We start from the raw sequence: 16,185 nt of genomic DNA, 5'->3' as shown, positions 1-16,185 counted from the left end.
TTTATCCCTTCCAGTCGGTTCGGGCGTAGAGCGGCCGCGTCGGCATGCGGCCGGATTTGCGTTTGACACAGGCGTTAAAGCGGGCCGAGGGGTCGCCCTGGCTGCCCGTCCCAAGGTTGAAGGTCAGTTCCGTCCCAGAGCGAAAGCCCTCGGTCGTGACCCCCATCCGCGCCTCGCCCGAAATCGGGGCAGTGGGGCGCACCTGGTTCAGGCATTGCCGTTCGGCCACCTCGACGGGCACGGGGCCGCAAGCGGCAAGGGTCACCCCCGCCGCCGCCAGCCCATATGCCCAGCCGCGCGCCATCAGAAGGTGCGGGCCTTCGGTGCGATCAGGCCAAGGTCGATGCCGCCCTCTTCGGGCGTCGTCAACGGATCGGTGATCACAGGGCGATAGCTCAGATCGACCTGATTACCATCCACCCGCAGGATCGAGTGTTTGCGCCAGTTTTCGTCGTCGCGGTTCGCGTGGTCTTCCGAGGCATGCGCGCCCCGGCTTTCTTTGCGGGCTTCGGCGGCAACGATGGTGGCCAAGGCATTCGGCATCAAGTTGGTCAGTTCGAGCGTTTCCATCAGGTCGCTGTTCCACACAAGCGACCGGTCGGTGACGTTCAGATCGCCCATCTTGCCCGCGATCTTGGTCATATTCTCGACGCCTTCGGCCAGCGTTTTATCGGTGCGGAACACCGCCGCGTCGGCCTGCATGGTGCGCTGCATCTCAAGACGCAGTTCCGCCGTCGGAATGCCGCCCTTGGCGTGGCGCAACGCATCGAAGCGATCAAAGCACTTCTCGACCGAGGCTTTGTTGAACTCCGCCGGACGCGCTTTCGGGTCGACCACTTCACCGGCCCGAATGGCGGCGGCACGGCCAAACACCACAAGGTCAATGAGCGAGTTGGAACCCAGACGGTTCGCCCCGTGCACCGAGGCACAGCCCGCCTCGCCCACGGCCATCAGGCCCGGCACGATCGCGGTCGGGTCTTCGGCGGTCGGGTTGAGCGCCTCGCCCCAATAGTTGGTCGGAATACCGCCCATGTTGTAGTGCACGGTCGGCAGCACCGGGATCGGTTCCTTGGTCACATCCACACCAGCAAAGATTTTTGCCGATTCCGAAATGCCCGGCAGACGTTCGGCCAGCGCTTCTTTGGGAAGGTGCGACAGGTTGAGGAAGATGTGATCTTTGTGTTCGCCCACACCGCGCCCTTCGCGGATTTCCAGCGTCATGCAGCGCGACACATAATCCCGCGGCGCAAGGTCTTTGTAGTGGGGCGCGTAACGTTCCATGAAACGCTCGCCTTCGGCGTTGGTCAGATACCCGCCCTCGCCGCGCACACCTTCGGTGATCAGGCAGCCCGAGCCATAGATGCCGGTCGGGTGGAACTGCACGAATTCCATGTCTTGCAACGGCAGACCTGCGCGCGCCACCATCCCGCCGCCGTCGCCGGTGCAGGTATGCGCCGAAGTGGCCGAGAAATAGGCCCGGCCATAGCCGCCCGTCGCCAACACGACCATCTTCGCGTTGAAGACATGCATCGTGCCGTCATCCAGCTTCCAGCAGACCACGCCTTGGCACACGCCATCATCGGACATGATCAAATCAAGCGCGAAATATTCGATAAAGAATTCCGCGTTGTTCTTGAGCGATTGACCGTAAAGCGTGTGCAAGATCGCGTGGCCGGTCCGGTCGGCGGCGGCACAGGTGCGTTGCACCGGCGGGCCTTCGCCAAATTCGGTGGTATGACCGCCAAACGGGCGCTGGTAGATCTTGCCTTCTTCGGTGCGCGAAAACGGCACGCCGTAATGTTCCAGCTCGTAAACCGCGGCAGGCGCGGAGCGGGCCAGATATTCCATCGCATCGGTGTCGCCCAGCCAGTCCGAGCCCTTGACCGTGTCATACATATGCCACTGCCAGCTATCGGGGCCCATGTTGCCCAGCGAGGCGGCGATCCCGCCTTGCGCGGCAACGGTGTGCGAGCGGGTCGGGAAAACCTTGGTCACACAAGCGGTGCGCAGACCTTGTTCGGCCATGCCCAGCGTGGCGCGCAGGCCCGCGCCACCGGCACCGACCACCACCACGTCATAATTGTGGGTTTCGTAAGTGTAGGAAGCCATCAATCCTGCCTCTTATTGGTTCAGCATCTGCGCGGCGGTGTCGATGAACACCATTTTGCCAAGCGCATAAAGCACGATCGCCGTAATCATGTAGGACAGCGAATAGACGAAGATGACGAGCCCCTTGCGCAGGCTGCCGGCGGTGTAATCTTCCAGCATGACCTGCGCGCCCTTGGCGAAGTGGCGCATGCCCACCAGCGTGACAAGCCCGGTCAGGATCGCCGGGAAGGGGCGCGCGAAATGGGCCACCACTTCTTCTTGCGTGCCGCCGATGGCGGAGCCGAAAGTGAAGATGAACACGGGCACCAAGAAGGCCAGCGCGACCGAGGACATGGTCATCCACCAGAAATGCTCGGTCCCGGAGCCAGAGGCCCCCTTGCCCACGGCGCGTTTGCGATCGGTCAGATAGCGCATGGGAACCCCCTTAGATGATCCAAAGAATGATGAGCGAGACAAGCGTCAGCCCGGTGGCACCAATCAACGCGCCCCAGCCCAGCTTTTCGGCGGTTTCGATCTCAAGCCCTTTGCCGGTATCCCACAGCAGGTGCCGCAGCCCGGTCAGATAGTGATACCAGATCGACCACAGCATGGCGGTAAAGAACAGCCAGCCGATCCACGAAGTGACGATCCAGTCGACAACGGCGAAATAGCCGGGGCTGGACACGGCGGCAATCAGCCACCACGCGCCAAGGAAAAAGCCTGCGATCAACGCATTGCCCGTGATCCGCGTCAGGATGGAGCTCATCGAGGTCATCTGCGGGCGGTAATAGGGGCCGATCATGAAGGGGGAAAGGGGTCGCTCGACCCGTTTCGTTTCAGCCATTGGAGAAACCCTCTGTGCTGGGCCGCCAGCGCAAAGCCTTGGGAGTGGAGGCGCGGGCGGGTTGGCCGGAATTGTGTATTTTCATTAGGCCGTTCCGGCGGCCAAGTCACGCATCCAGATCAAAGAATCCTTTCGCAAGTGCAAAAAAATCTGCGAAAAGGGCTTTTGTGATCACAAAAGCGGGAGACGCGCGGCCTGTGCGCGCAAACATTCAAACGCGACCGATTACCCCGCCAAGACGACCTCCCGCCCGACAGACGCGCGGGAAGCCAAATCGGTGCAAGGCATGGCACGCAGGCCGGGCCTGAGTCGGATCAAAGCGGCATCAGCGCCCAGTAATCGAGGTCAAGCAGCACCTCGGGGGCGTATTTGCCATCTTCCCCCTTCAGCGCAAACGGGGCCGCGCCTTGCTTGACCGCCACCAGCCGAAGCCGGATCGCGCCAACCCCCGGCGCACCGGTTTCGGCCTTGTCCAACACCTCGGACCACGCCTTGACCGTATCGCCCGCAAAACAGGGGTTGGCATGCGCGCCCCCGTTCAGCGCCACGATCATCTGCGCATTGGCCAGCCCGTTGAAGGAAAGCGCACGCGCCATGCTGATGATATGGCCGCCATAGATCAGCCGCTTGCCATCTTCGCGGAAGGTGGCATCGAAATGCACCTTGGCCGTGTTTTGCCACATCCGCGTGGCCAGCATATGCTCGGCCTCTTCGATCGTCACGCCATCGACGTGGTCGATCTTTTCCCCAACCTCGTAATCGCCCAACCGGTGCGGCTCGCCCGCCAGCGTGAAATCATAGTCTTCGAAGGTCAGCCCTTCGGGCACGACCAGATGCTCTGCCGGGACCACGTTGCGCAGCTCCGGCAGCACGGTTTCGGGCGCGGGCGCGTCCAAGTCGCGTTTGCGCACCATCACCCAGCGCACATATTCCAGCACGACCTCGTCGTTTTGGTTCAGCCCGCGGGTGCGGACATAAACGACGCCCGATTTGCCGTTGGAGTTTTGCTTGAGCCCGATCACCTCAGAGACCGAACGTAACGTGTCTCCGGGGTAAACCGGCAAGAGCCAGCGCCCCTCGGCATAGCCAAGGTTCGCCACCGCGTTCAAAGACACATCCGGAACCGTTTTGCCGAAAACGGTGTGAAAGGCGATCAGATCGTCCATCGGCGATCCATCAAGCCCACATTCAGCGGCAAACGCATCCGAGGAATAAAGCGCATGCCGCGCGGGATAAAGCGCATGATAGGCCGCGCGCTCCCCCTCGGCCACGGTGCGCGGCACCGCATGCGCGATCACTTGGCCAATGTGATAATCCTCGAAAAACCGGCCCGGATTTGTCTTCGTCGCCATTCACTGCTCTCCCAGTTTTAGATCGGGGTGGTAGTCTCCCTCTACTTCTTTCACCACCGCCTGCGCGCAGCGCATCACACCGCGCGCGCCGTCAAAGGCATAGGTCGGGTCGCCATAAAGCGACCAGCCCTTTGAAAGCGCAAGCGACACCTTGTGACAAAAGGCGGAGGTATCATCCTCGGTCAGCAGCCGATAAAGTTGCATCAGTAGCTTCCCAAGAACGGGTTGTGGCCCAGCAGGCTATGCACCCAAGCAATCAGCCCGTAAATCAGCGCGGTGCCGATCAGGTTTTTCAGATCGCCCGTCAGTTTGCCCGGTTGCGGACGCTTCCACGGGCCTGCGCGGTTGATCAGCACCATCTCGGCCACAGCCCAGATCCCCAGCGCGCCAAACAGCACGATCGAGGACAAATCGCCGTTCACCAAAAGGTGCGACACCGACCAAATCACCATGCCCCACAGCATCGGATGGCGGATCTTGTCGATCAGCACCGAGCGCGAACCGCTGACGCCAAACAGGTAGATCGAGATCAACATCAGCGTGTTATTGGCGTGGCCCATGCCCGGCAGCGGGCTATAAATCGGCACCACATCGGCCATGCGATAGCCGATCACCATCAGCACCACGCCCACCAGCACGAAGCCAGCGACCATCGCCTTGATCTGCGGCATCATCATCACATGACGGCGCGGCGCGAGACGTTTGAACATATGCGGCAGCACCCAAAGTAGGATGCCGAGGATTAGAATTGACATAGCCGGTCCCCTAGTTGGCGAGCGCGGCAATTGCCTCCGCTTTCGCGAGGACTTGCCGCGCGGTCACGATATGCAGGTTTTCGACGATCTTTCCATCCACAACTGCCACGCCCAAGCCCTCGGCCTGCGCGGCATCAAAAGCCTCGATCTGGCGGCGCGCCAGATCAACCTCGGCTTCCGAGGGCGCGAAGGCGGCATTGGCCACATCAAGCTGCGCCGGGTGGATCAGCGTCTTGCCATCAAAGCCCATATCACGGCCTTGGTCGCATTCGACTTTCAGCCCTTCATCGTCCTTAAACGCGTTATAGACGCCATCGACAATGATCCGGCCATAGGTCTTGGCCGCAAGCAAGCACAGCCCCAGCCCGGTCATCAGCGGCAAACGATCGGCGCGGAACCGGCTTTGCAATTCCTTGGCCAAATCGTTGGTGCCCATCACCATGCCCTCAAGGCGCGGATGCGCGGCGATTTCGGCGGCATTCATCATGCCCATCGCGGTTTCCATCATCGCCCAGAGCGGCACGCCATTGATCAGGTTCGCCACCGCATCCAGATCCCCTTTCATCGAGACTTTGGGGATCAAGATCGCATCGATCTTGGCGCCGTTATGGACCGCCTCGGCCATCGCCAAAACGTCATCGCGGCCCCAATCGGTATCCAACCCGTTGATCCGCACGATCCGCGCGCGCGCGCCGTAATCGGCTTCGGTCAGCGCCTTGATCAGCGTCGCGCGGGCCTTGATCTTTTCATCAACGGCCACGGCATCTTCAAGGTCAAAGATGATCGCGTCGCAAGCGAGCGTCGTGGCCTTTTCCAGCGCGCGCTCTTTCGAGCCGGGGATATAAAGCACCGAGCGATAGGGGCGGGCGGTGGCGTCCGTCATGATTCTCTCCTCGCAACAATCTTGCGCCAAGAAACACATCAGAGACAGATTCAGCAAGGATTGATTTGCCGCAACGCAGAATGACGGTTGGCGGCGCGGTTACAGAAACACATCCGCCAAAAGCTTCAGCGAAATCAGCAGCAGCGCCCAGGTGACGATTTTATAAAAGGTGTCATGGGGCAGCAGCCGCACCAGCTTGACGCCCCCCCAAACCGCCAGCGCGGCAAACGGGGCCAGCTTCAACGCCAAACCAAGACTGCTGAAATTCAATTGCCCCAGCGCCGCGTAGGGCACCAGCTTGATCGCATTGACCCAAGCGAACAAGATCGTTGACGTGCCCGCGAACACCGTGCGCGGCAGGCCCAGCGGGATCGTATAGGCCTGAAACGGCGGGCCGCCCGAATGGCTGACAAAGCTTGTGAAGCCGGTCAGCGTGCCCCAAAAGACCCCCGGCCCCACATGCGGCTTTTGCGCCATGCCCAGATGCGGACGGATCAGCGCATTGAGCGCGAAGACAAGACCGATGATCCCCACCAGCGCGGTCACCGCCGCCTCTGGCACCACCGAGGCCGTGGCCCAGCCTACACCAACCCCAATCACCGTGGCGGGCACCATAATCTTCAGAACCCGCGCATCGAAATCGCGCCGATAGGCGATTAGCCCGAACACATCCGAGATAATATAGACCGGCAACAACAGCCCCGCCGCCGCGACCGGGTTCATCACCACAGCCAAAAGCGGCACCGACAGCGACGAGGCCATCGGCAGCCCTCCTTTGGAAATGCCGACGCTGATCGCCGCCGCGATTGCCATTGCCCAGCCCAAGGCATCGAGTTCCATCTGCCGCTCCGCACCCGAGAATCAGCGTCACAAGGCCCGCGCCCTGCCCCGCGTTTGGCCCCGGATGGACCATCCCCCCCGCCCCTGCAAGGAAATGTTTAGCGCAAACATCTGCACCCACACGGCATGCCGTTGCATACAAATTAAACTCTAAGCCGATGCGGCAGTGCAGCGCTATGGACAGACGCCCCCTGAAACGCTAACCCTTTCGCCAACCATCAAAACAGAACGACCTTTGGAGGAACCCATGGCCCGACCCAAGATCGCCCTTATCGGCGCTGGTCAAATCGGTGGCACGCTTGCCCATCTCGCCGCGATCAAAGAACTGGGGGATGTCGTCATGTTCGACATCGCCGAGGGCACGCCGCAGGGCAAAGCACTCGACATCGCGGAATCGGGCCCGTCCGAAGGCTTTGACGGCACGTTCAAAGGCACCAATGACTATGCCGATATCGCGGGCGCCGATGTCTGCATCGTCACCGCCGGTGTGCCGCGCAAACCGGGCATGTCGCGCGACGACCTGCTGGGCATCAACCTGAAAGTCATGAAATCGGTGGGCGAAGGCATTGCCGCGCATGCGCCGAATGCCTTTGTTATCTGCATCACCAACCCGCTTGATGCGATGGTCTGGGCGCTGCAACAATTCTCGGGCCTGCCGGCCGAGAAAGTTGTGGGCATGGCCGGCGTGCTCGACTCGGCGCGCTTCCGTCACTTCTTGTCGGTTGAATTTGGCGTGTCGATGAAAGACGTCACCGCCTTCGTGCTGGGCGGCCATGGCGACACGATGGTTCCGCTGGCGCGTTATTCGACCGTTGCGGGCATTCCGCTGCCGGATCTGGTGCAGATGGGCTGGACCACGCAAGAAAAACTGGACGCGATCATCCAGCGCACCCGTGATGGCGGCGCCGAAATCGTTGGCCTGCTGAAAACCGGCTCGGCCTTCTATGCGCCCGCCACCTCGGCCATCGAAATGGCGGAAGCCTATCTGAAAGACCAAAAACGCCTGCTGCCCTGCGCGGCTTGGGTCGATGGCGCCTTCGGTCTGGACGGCATGTATGTCGGCGTGCCGACGATCATCGGCGCGGGCGGCATCGAGAAAGTCGTCGACATCAAACTGAATGCTGACGAGCAAGCGATGTTCGACAAATCGGTTGACGCGGTCAAAGGCCTTGTCACCGCATGCAAAGGCATCGATCCGACGCTGGCCTAAGCCGGCTTGATCGCTGATAAAAGAAAGGCGCGGCCCACTCTGGCCGCGCCTTTTGTTTTGCGCAGAGCGCCGTCACGAGGCGGCGAGCGCTTTGGGATCAAATCCGTAGCGCGCCTGCAACTGGCCGATCAGCGCCATTTCATGGCAGATCAACGCGCGGTCAAAGGCGGCAGGGCGCAGATCAAGCGAAAGCCCCAGCGCAGCGCGGGCGCGCGCGGCCACATCGGGCTGGAACTGGCGCAACAGGCCCCGCTCTTGCAGCGCGACGGTCTGGTTTAGCCCCAATGTCTTCGCCGCGCGATAGACGAGGCGCTGCAAATCATCCGCCTGCACATCATCGACAAAGCCGCGCACCTGCGCCCAGCGCGCGGGCGCATGGCTGGCGGGGTTATCGGGTCGCCCCTCCTGCCCGTAACGCAGCATCTTTAGCGCGAAATGCAGCAGCGTCAGCCCATCATAATGCAGCACCCGCAACCCCGGCGCAGGTGCCACCGCCGGACAGCGCTGGCCGTTGTAGCGGGTCAACCCATGATGCACGCCGATGAACAGATCGCGCCCGGCCCGCACCATCGCCTTGCCCATGTGATGCCCGGCCAGCCCGTAATTCAGCAATTCGCGGGTCAGCGCGTCATAGACCTGATAGCCTTCATTCGCGTAACGCGGCCACGGCAACCGATAGGCCCCGGCGAAAATATCGGGGCGCGGGGTCTTGCGCAGATGCACCCGTTCGGCCACGCCGACCTGTAGCCAGTTGATCTTTTGCGGCACCTGATCCAGCAGCGCGCCCACCTCGGTGCCCGGCGCCTCGGGCCACAGGAATTCATCGCTATCGCAATGCAAAAGCCACTCGGCCCGGGTTTGCGCCAAGATCCGGCTGGCATGATATTTCTGGCGCGCATTCATCCCCACCGGGCGCGCACCGATGCCGCGAAAGGCCCAGTCATCCGCGCCATCCAGATGCAGATGCACGCAAGGCGTACCGTCAAGCAGGTCAAACGCCTCTTCTTGCGGTCGATCTAGGCACAGATGCACCTCACTTGCGCCCAGATCGAGATGATGCCCCGCCCAAGCCGCCAGCAAGGCCGCCGGTTCGTCAACCATCGCGACGATCGCCCAAGATGCCATCTTTCTCCCCGTAGCTGCCCCGCAAAAACCTGTGCCGATTCCGTTACCGCAAGCAAGGCCGCCGGTTTGAATTTTTGTGATCACACACCGCAAAAGCGTGATCACAAACACTACTTTCTTCGGGGTTTGCCTATGTTTTCCGCATTTATTGTTTTGTTACATCGCGCCGATGTGCCACACCTTTGTCAAAGAAAACAGCGTGGGAACCAAGCCATGAATATTCATGAATACCAGGCCAAGCAGCTGCTCAAGGGCTATGGCTGCCCGGTCTCGGAAGGGCGGGTCGTGCTCAAGGCCGACGAGGCGAAATCGGCGGCGGGGGAGCTTGACGGCCCGCTTTGGGTCGTGAAGGCGCAAATCCACGCCGGGGGCCGCGGCAAAGGCCATTTCGTGGAACCCGAAGCGGGTGAAAAAGGCGGCGTGCGGCTCGCGCATTCGGTGGCCGAGGCCGAGACCGAAGCGCGCAAGATGCTGGGGCGCACGCTGGTCACCCACCAAACCGGACCGGCGGGCAAACAAGTCAACCGCATCTATATCGAAGAAGGCTCGGACATCGAGCGTGAGCTTTATCTCGCGCTTTTGATCGACCGCAAAACGTCGCGCGTGTCCTTTGTCTGCTCGACCGAGGGCGGCATGGATATCGAAGAGGTCGCCGCCTCCACCCCGGAAAAGATCCTGTCCTTCTCGGTTGATCCGGCAACGGGGCTGAGCGATTTTCATGGCCGCCGCATCGCCTTTGCGCTGGGGCTCGAAGGCAACCTGATCAAGCAATGCGTCGGACTGATCAAAAAGCTCTACAAAGCCTTCCTTGAGAAGGACATGGAGATGCTGGAAATCAACCCGCTGATCGTCACCACCGATCACCACCTGAAAGTGCTCGATGCCAAGCTTGGCTTTGACAACAACGCGCTTTATCGCCAGCCCGAAGTGCTCGACCTGCGCGATGTGACCGAAGAAGACCCGAAAGAGCTGGAAGCCTCGCGCTTCGATCTCAACTACATCGCGCTGGATGGCGAGATCGGTTGCATGGTGAACGGCGCCGGTCTGGCGATGGCCACCATGGATATCATCAAGCTTTACGGCTCGGAACCGGCCAACTTTTTGGACGTGGGCGGCGGTGCCACCAAGGAAAAGGTGACCGAAGCGTTCAAGATCATCACCTCGGACCCGAAGGTGAAGGGCATCCTCGTCAATATCTTCGGCGGCATCATGCGCTGCGACATCATCGCCGAAGGCGTTCTGGCGGCGGTGACAGAAGTGGGCCTCAAGGTGCCGCTGGTGGTGCGCCTTGAAGGCACCAATGTCGAACTGGGCAAAGAGATCATCGCGAAATCCGGCCTCAATGTGATCGCGGCCGACGATCTGGCCGACGGCGCCAAGAAGATCGTGGCAGCGGTGAAAGGATGAACGCGCACGTCGGCCTTGCCATGCTCGGCTTTGCTCTCTTCGTGCTGTGCGTGCTGATGGCTCTCTTCGCAGAGGCCATGCAGCGGACGCGCAAGGAGAGCAGCTACATGGTATGGCGGCGTGAAGTGGCAAAGACATGGCGCCAAGGCGGCATGGAGCGTTTGGCCCAGAATCCGACCGTGCTCTTGGCACAAGTCTGGATGCTTCGCGGCTTCGCTCTGTTCGCCTTCGGCTTTACCGGCTGGCACCTCGTCAGCGCAATCTTCTCGTAATAGGAGACTGACCCATGGCGGTCCTCGTCAACGAAAACACCAAAGTCATTTGCCAAGGCTTCACCGGCAGCCAAGGCACCTTCCATTCTGAACAAGCCATCGCCTATGGCACGAAAATGGTCGGCGGCGTCACGCCGGGCAAAGGCGGCGCCGAACATCTGGGCCTGCCGGTCTTCAACTCCGTGCACGAAGCCAAGCACGTGACCGGCGCCAATGCGACCGCGATCTATGTGCCCCCGCCCTATGCCGCAGATTCCATCCTTGAGGCGATCGACGCCGAGATGGAACTGATCGTGTGCATCACCGAGGGCATTCCGGTGCTGGACATGATGCGGGTGAAACGCGCGCTGGTGGACAGCAAATCGCGCCTCATCGGCCCGAACTGCCCCGGCGTGATGACGCCCGACGCCTGCAAGATCGGCATCATGCCCGGCTCGATCTTCAAGCGCGGCTCGGTCGGCGTTGTGTCGCGCTCGGGCACGCTGACCTATGAGGCGGTGAAACAAACCACCGATGTGGGGCTGGGCCAATCCTCGGCCGTAGGCATCGGCGGCGACCCGATCAAAGGCACCGAACATATCGACGTGCTCGACATGTTCTTGGATGACCCGGAAACCAGCTCGATCATCATGATCGGCGAAATCGGCGGCTCGGCCGAAGAAGAAGCCGCCGAATTCCTGATCGAGCAAAAGAAAAAAGGCCGCTGGAAACCGACCGCGGGCTTCATTGCCGGGCGCACCGCGCCTCCGGGCCGCCGCATGGGCCATGCCGGCGCCATCGTTTCGGGCGGCAAGGGCGACGCCGAAAGCAAGATCGAGGCGATGAAAAAAGCCGGGATCATTGTGGCCGATAGCCCCGCAACGCTGGGCGAAGCGGTGCTGGAAGCGATCAAAAAGGGCTAACGCCCACGGGGCCGCGGGCGCCAAGGTTCCGCGGCCCCACTCGTTACCGCCAAGCGACCCTCCTGCGTGGCCGGGTCATTTCGCAGTAACGAGTGCCTTGGTTACCCGAGGGTCAGCGGCCGGACGCGGCCAGAAACGGGAGGTTGGAATGAAATCGCACACAGGAATCGGCATGCCGTTGCTGGCGGCGCTGGCGCTGGCGCTGGCTGGCTGCGCGGCCACCGATTACATCGATGCTGGCGACAACACGATGGAAGGCCGCACGGCCGTTCCGACCTCGGCTTACGGTCCGATCACCACCTACCCGATCGTCACCACCCAGCGCGTGCCCCAAGGCACCACGCCCACCGGCGCGACCGGCTATGCGATGGCGAATTCCGCGCGCACCAATGCCACCATCGTTGAGGGCACGGCAGCGGTTTGCGGTCCGGAAAACACCGGGGGCGATTATGACATCGCCTGCGCCGAAGCCGCAGGCCTGCCGGGCACCGTAACGCCTTACCGCAACGCCCCCTAACGGACCCAACCGATGCCACGCCTTTTACTGGCCCTCGTGGCCGCCCCCCTTCTTCTCCCCCTCGCCGGCTGCGACGATAGGCCCTGTTGTGCCGCACAGGATGCCGCGCCGCCGATTCCGGCCGAGCGGCAATCGAAGGTGGCATTCGAGGCGATGACCGGCATCCGCGCCGATGCCGTGGCCGCGATTTCGGGCGGCCCGGACCGCAGCTATATCTACTACGACCCCTTTGCCGCCCCCGATGCGGCGGTCGCAGCGGCCCCCGCAAGGCTTTGCCGCCACTATGGAAAAAGCATCGCGGGCAGCTACATCACCGAACCCGAAGACCATATGCCCGGCATCAAGACGCTTGTCGTCACCTGCCGCTGATACCGATTTGCCCCGGCGCATCCCGTGCCGCGGCCCCGCAAGCCCCTCAACCGATCTCGCAAGGATCATCCGATGAACGATCACTCTCCGAACGACCAATTGCATGCTTCGTCCTTTCTGCAAGGGGCGAATGCGGATTACGTCGAACAGCTTTACGCCAATTACGCCAATAACCCGAATTCGGTCGATCCGGCTTGGGCGGCTTTTTTCGCCTCGCTGGGCGACAGCGAAGTGGATGCGAAACGCTCGGCCAGCGGGCCAAGCTGGGCGCGCGCCGACTGGCCGCCAAGCCCCGAAGACGATCTGACCGCCGCGATGACGGGCGAATGGCCGATGCCGGTTGCGCCCAAAGAAACGAAAGCGGCAGGCGAAAAGATCGCCGCCGCCGCCAAGGCCGCGGGGGTCGACGCTTCGGAAGAGGCAATCAAACGCGCCGTGCTTGATAGTATCCGCGCGCTGATGATCATTCGCGCCTATCGGATCCGGGGCCACCTGATTGCCGATCTGGACCCGCTGGGCATGCGCTCCACCGATCCGCACCCGGAACTGGACCCGCGCTCTTACGGCTTTACCGAAGCCGATATGGATCGGATGATCTTCATCGATAACGTGCTGGGGCTGCAAGTGGCCTCGATGCGCCAGATCATCGATGTGCTCAAACGCACCTATTGCGGCACCTTCGCGCTGCAATACATGCATATTTCCAACCCCGAAGAAGCGGGCTGGCTGAAAGAGCGGATCGAGGGCTACGGCAAGGAAATTCAATTCACCCGCGAAGGCCGTCGCGCGATCCTGAACAAGTTGGTCGAGGCCGAGGGGTTCGAGAAATTCCTCCATGTCAAATACACCGGCACCAAGCGGTTCGGTCTGGACGGGGCCGAGGCGCTTATTCCGGCGATGGAACAGATCATCAAGCGCGGTGGTGCGCTGGGCCTGAAAGAGGTCGTCATCGGCATGCCGCACCGGGGGCGGTTGAACATCCTGGCCACGGTGATGCAAAAACCCTATCGCGCGATCTTCCATGAATTTCAGGGTGGCTCTTACAAGCCCGATGATGTGGATGGTTCGGGCGATGTGAAATACCACCTTGGGGCCTCGTCGGACCGCAGCTTTGACGGGCAAACGGTTCACCTGTCGCTGACCGCGAACCCCAGCCACCTTGAGGCGGTGAACCCCGTCGTTCTGGGCAAGGTCCGCGCCAAGCAAGACCAGCTTAACGATGACCCGCGCACGCAGGTGCTGCCGGTGCTTTTGCATGGCGATGCGGCTTTTGCGGGCCAAGGGGTCGTGGCCGAATGTTTGCAGCTTTCGGGCATTAAGGGGCACCGCACCGGCGGCTGCATTCATATCGTTGTGAACAACCAAATCGGGTTCACCACGGCGCCGCACTTCTCGCGCACCTCGCCCTATCCGACCGATATTGCCCTGATGGTGGAAGCGCCCATTTTCCACGTCAATGGCGATGACCCGGAGGCCGTCGTGCATGCTGCGAAAGTGGCCACCGAATTCCGCCAGAAATTCGGCAAGGACGTGGTCATCGATATGTTCTGCTATCGGCGCTTCGGCCACAACGAAGGCGACGAGCCGATGTTCACCAACCCCCAGATGTATAAAAACATCAAGGGGCACAAAACCACGCTGCAACTTTACACCGAGCGTCTGGTGCACGACGGGCTGATCCCCGAAGGCGAGATTGACGATATGAAAGCCGCCTTCCAAGCGGTGCTGAACGAGGAATATGAGGCTGGCAAACAGTTCCGCCCGAACAAGGCAGACTGGCTGGATGGCCGCTGGAAGCACCTTGATCGGCAAACCTCGGACTACGATGCGGGCGTGACCCCGATCTCGCCCGAGCTTTTTGCCGAAGTCGGCAAGGCGCTGACCACCTGCCCCGAAGATTTCGACATCCACCGCACGGTGGCACGCCAGCTTGAAAGCAAGAAGGCAATGTTCGAAAAAGGCGAGGGCTTTGATTGGGCCACCGCCGAAGCGCTGGCTTTCGGCTCGCTTTTGGCCGAAGGCTTCCCGGTGCGTCTGGCGGGCCAAGACTGTGCGCGCGGCACCTTTAGCCAACGCCATTCGGCGCTGATCGATCAGGCCACGGAAGAACGGTATTATCCGCTCAATCACATCAAACCCGGTCAGGCGAAATACGAAGTCATCGACTCGATGCTGTCGGAATATGCCGTGCTTGGGTTTGAATATGGCTATTCGCTGGCCGAGCCGAACGCGCTGACGCTGTGGGAAGCCCAGTTTGGCGACTTTGCCAACGGCGCGCAGATCATGTTCGACCAGTTCATCAACTCGGGCGAACGCAAATGGCTGCGGATGTCGGGCCTTGTCTGCCTGCTGCCGCATGGGTTCGAGGGCCAAGGGCCCGAACACTCTTCGGCGCGGCTGGAGCGGTTCTTGCAACTGAGCGCGGAAGACAACTGGATCGTCGCGAATTGCTCGACGCCCGCGAACTACTTCCACATTCTGCGCCGCCAGATCCACCGCAACTTCCGCAAGCCGCTCATCCTGATGACGCCGAAATCGCTTCTGCGTCATCCGCTGTGCACCTCGAAAGCGGAGGATTTCACCACCGGCTCGTTCTTCCGGCGCGTGAACTGGGATGATGCCGATGGCCAACACCACGGCAATTCGGAACTGACGCTGAAACCCGATGCGGAAATCAAACGCGTCGTGATCTGCTCGGGCAAGGTCTATTACGACCTGCTGGCCGAGCGGGACAAACGCGGGCTCGAAGATGTCTATATCTTGCGGCTTGAACAGTTCTATCCGTTCCCGGCGCATTCGATGGTGACGGAACTGGGCCGCTTCAAGGATGCCCAGATCATCTGGTGCCAAGAAGAACCGCGCAACCAAGGCGGCTGGACTTTTGTCGAGCCGAACCTCGAATGGGTTTTGTCGAAGATCGGGGCGAAACACGCCCGTCCGCGTTATGCGGGCCGGGCTGGCTCTGCCTCGCCCGCGACCGGTCTTGCCTCGCGCCACAAGGCCGAGCAAGACGCGCTCGTTAACGACGCACTGGAGGGCTGAGATGACCGATATCCGTGTGCCCACGCTGGGCGAAAGCGTCACCGAGGCCACCGTTGCCACCTGGTTCAAGAAACCGGGCGAAGCGGTCAGCGCCGACGAAATGCTGTGCGAGCTGGAAACCGACAAGGTGACAGTCGAGGTCCGTGCCCCCGAAGCGGGGGTGATGGCCGAGATCGTGGCCGCCGAGGGCGAGACCGTGGGCGTGAACGCCCTGCTTGCCACGCTGACTTCCGCAGGCGCCAAGGCGGCGCCCGCGCAATCCAAATCCGAAGGCAAGGCCGCCCGGGAAGAGGCCGCGCCGGTTACTCAAGAGGTCAAGATGACGGATGTGATGGTGCCTGCGCTGGGCGAAAGCGTGTCGGAAGCCACCGTTTCCACCTGGTTCAAGAAGGCGGGCGATACTGTGGCACTGGATGAAATCCTGTGCGAGCTGGAAACCGACAAGGTCTCGGTCGAAGTGCCCTCGCCCGTGGCGGGCACGCTCAGCGAGATTTTGGCCGATGAAGGCGCGACCGTTGCGGCGGGCGGCAAGCTGGCTGTCGTGGCCGAAGGCGCAGGCGGCGCGGCCCCGGCCCCGAA

At 61.6% G+C, this 16,185-nt stretch carries 18 protein-coding genes; 8 read left to right on the top strand and 10 right to left on the bottom strand.

Annotated elements, in window-relative coordinates:
- Nucleotide 1: 1 nt before the first annotated feature.
- The 9 genes from CKO11_RS16020 to CKO11_RS15980 all read right to left on the bottom strand — a co-directional run bounded on the left by CKO11_RS16020 (nucleotide 2) and on the right by CKO11_RS15980 (nucleotide 6,762).
- A complete protein-coding gene (locus CKO11_RS16020) occupies nucleotides 2-304 on the bottom strand; it encodes a hypothetical protein (protein WP_223641023.1) in 303 nt (100 codons plus the stop codon).
- Nucleotides 304-2,109 carry a succinate dehydrogenase flavoprotein subunit gene (sdhA, locus tag CKO11_RS16015; RefSeq protein ID WP_223641021.1) on the bottom strand — a complete coding sequence of 602 codons (1,806 nt, stop codon included), beginning with the start codon at nucleotides 2,107-2,109 and terminating at the stop codon, nucleotides 304-306. Before sdhA ends, CKO11_RS16020 begins: the two co-directional genes overlap by 1 nt.
- Before the next feature lie 12 nt (nucleotides 2,110-2,121).
- The gene (gene sdhD, locus CKO11_RS16010) at nucleotides 2,122-2,523 is read right to left on the bottom strand and encodes a succinate dehydrogenase, hydrophobic membrane anchor protein (protein ID WP_223641019.1); all 402 of its coding nucleotides are present in this window, start codon (nucleotides 2,521-2,523) and stop codon (nucleotides 2,122-2,124) included.
- A 10-nt stretch (nucleotides 2,524-2,533) separates the two neighbouring features.
- Complete coding sequence (gene sdhC, locus CKO11_RS16005; RefSeq protein WP_223641016.1) at nucleotides 2,534-2,932, bottom strand: succinate dehydrogenase, cytochrome b556 subunit; 399 nt, start codon at nucleotides 2,930-2,932, stop codon at nucleotides 2,534-2,536.
- A 314-nt stretch (nucleotides 2,933-3,246) separates the two neighbouring features.
- A complete protein-coding gene (locus tag CKO11_RS16000) occupies nucleotides 3,247-4,284 on the bottom strand; it encodes a MaoC family dehydratase (protein WP_223641013.1) in 1,038 nt (345 codons plus the stop codon).
- Complete coding sequence (locus tag CKO11_RS15995) at nucleotides 4,285-4,488, bottom strand: DUF1737 domain-containing protein (RefSeq protein ID WP_223641011.1); 204 nt, start codon at nucleotides 4,486-4,488, stop codon at nucleotides 4,285-4,287. It lies immediately after the preceding gene.
- Nucleotides 4,488-5,039: an NnrU family protein gene (locus tag CKO11_RS15990; protein ID WP_223641009.1), complete on the bottom strand. Its 552-nt coding sequence runs from the start codon at nucleotides 5,037-5,039 to the stop codon at nucleotides 4,488-4,490. Before CKO11_RS15990 ends, CKO11_RS15995 begins: the two co-directional genes overlap by 1 nt.
- A 10-nt stretch (nucleotides 5,040-5,049) precedes the next feature.
- Nucleotides 5,050-5,922 (bottom strand): HpcH/HpaI aldolase/citrate lyase family protein, encoded by an 873-nt coding sequence (locus CKO11_RS15985; protein WP_223641007.1) that lies wholly within the window; start codon nucleotides 5,920-5,922, stop codon nucleotides 5,050-5,052.
- A gap of 99 nt (nucleotides 5,923-6,021) precedes the next feature.
- Nucleotides 6,022-6,762 (bottom strand): sulfite exporter TauE/SafE family protein, encoded by a 741-nt coding sequence (locus CKO11_RS15980; RefSeq protein WP_223641005.1) that lies wholly within the window; start codon nucleotides 6,760-6,762, stop codon nucleotides 6,022-6,024.
- A gap of 247 nt (nucleotides 6,763-7,009) precedes the next feature.
- On the opposite strand from CKO11_RS15980, the gene mdh reads away from it, so the two are divergent.
- Nucleotides 7,010-7,972, top strand: a complete 963-nt coding sequence (gene mdh / locus CKO11_RS15975; protein WP_223641003.1) for a malate dehydrogenase — start codon at nucleotides 7,010-7,012, stop codon at nucleotides 7,970-7,972.
- Between the two features lie 72 nt (nucleotides 7,973-8,044).
- Here the strand turns inward: mdh and CKO11_RS15970 are convergent, their stop codons facing one another.
- Nucleotides 8,045-9,097 carry a glycosyltransferase family 2 protein gene (locus tag CKO11_RS15970; RefSeq protein WP_223640986.1) on the bottom strand — a complete coding sequence of 351 codons (1,053 nt, stop codon included), beginning with the start codon at nucleotides 9,095-9,097 and terminating at the stop codon, nucleotides 8,045-8,047.
- Nucleotides 9,098-9,310: 213 nt separating this feature from the next.
- On the opposite strand from CKO11_RS15970, the gene sucC reads away from it, so the two are divergent.
- The 7 genes from sucC to CKO11_RS15935 form a co-directional block, all read left to right on the top strand.
- A complete protein-coding gene (gene sucC, locus CKO11_RS15965) occupies nucleotides 9,311-10,504 on the top strand; it encodes an ADP-forming succinate--CoA ligase subunit beta (RefSeq protein WP_223640985.1) in 1,194 nt (397 codons plus the stop codon).
- Complete coding sequence (locus tag CKO11_RS15960) at nucleotides 10,501-10,776, top strand: hypothetical protein (protein WP_223640983.1); 276 nt, start codon at nucleotides 10,501-10,503, stop codon at nucleotides 10,774-10,776. The genes sucC and CKO11_RS15960 overlap by 4 nt, the downstream gene beginning before the upstream one ends.
- A 14-nt stretch (nucleotides 10,777-10,790) precedes the next feature.
- The gene (gene sucD, locus CKO11_RS15955; protein ID WP_223640981.1) at nucleotides 10,791-11,678 is read left to right on the top strand and encodes a succinate--CoA ligase subunit alpha; all 888 of its coding nucleotides are present in this window, start codon (nucleotides 10,791-10,793) and stop codon (nucleotides 11,676-11,678) included.
- Between the two features lie 148 nt (nucleotides 11,679-11,826).
- Nucleotides 11,827-12,195 (top strand): hypothetical protein, encoded by a 369-nt coding sequence (locus CKO11_RS15950; protein WP_223640979.1) that lies wholly within the window; start codon nucleotides 11,827-11,829, stop codon nucleotides 12,193-12,195.
- Between the two features lie 12 nt (nucleotides 12,196-12,207).
- On the top strand, nucleotides 12,208-12,564 hold the full coding sequence (locus tag CKO11_RS15945; protein ID WP_223640977.1) for a hypothetical protein: 357 nt from the start codon (nucleotides 12,208-12,210) through the stop codon (nucleotides 12,562-12,564).
- A 72-nt stretch (nucleotides 12,565-12,636) separates the two neighbouring features.
- The gene (locus tag CKO11_RS15940) at nucleotides 12,637-15,606 is read left to right on the top strand and encodes a 2-oxoglutarate dehydrogenase E1 component (RefSeq protein ID WP_223640974.1); all 2,970 of its coding nucleotides are present in this window, start codon (nucleotides 12,637-12,639) and stop codon (nucleotides 15,604-15,606) included.
- Between the two features lies 1 nt (nucleotide 15,607).
- The coding region (locus CKO11_RS15935) for a biotin/lipoyl-containing protein (protein ID WP_317851816.1) at nucleotides 15,608-16,185 on the top strand (578 nt) is incomplete at its 3' end.

The organism is Rhodobacter sp. TJ_12, from assembly GCF_020023995.1.
Taxonomy (GTDB): Bacteria; Pseudomonadota; Alphaproteobacteria; order Rhodobacterales; family Rhodobacteraceae; genus Rhodobacter.
The sequence above is the reverse complement of the archived record's forward strand: the minus strand, read 5'-3'. Positions and strand labels throughout refer to the sequence as shown.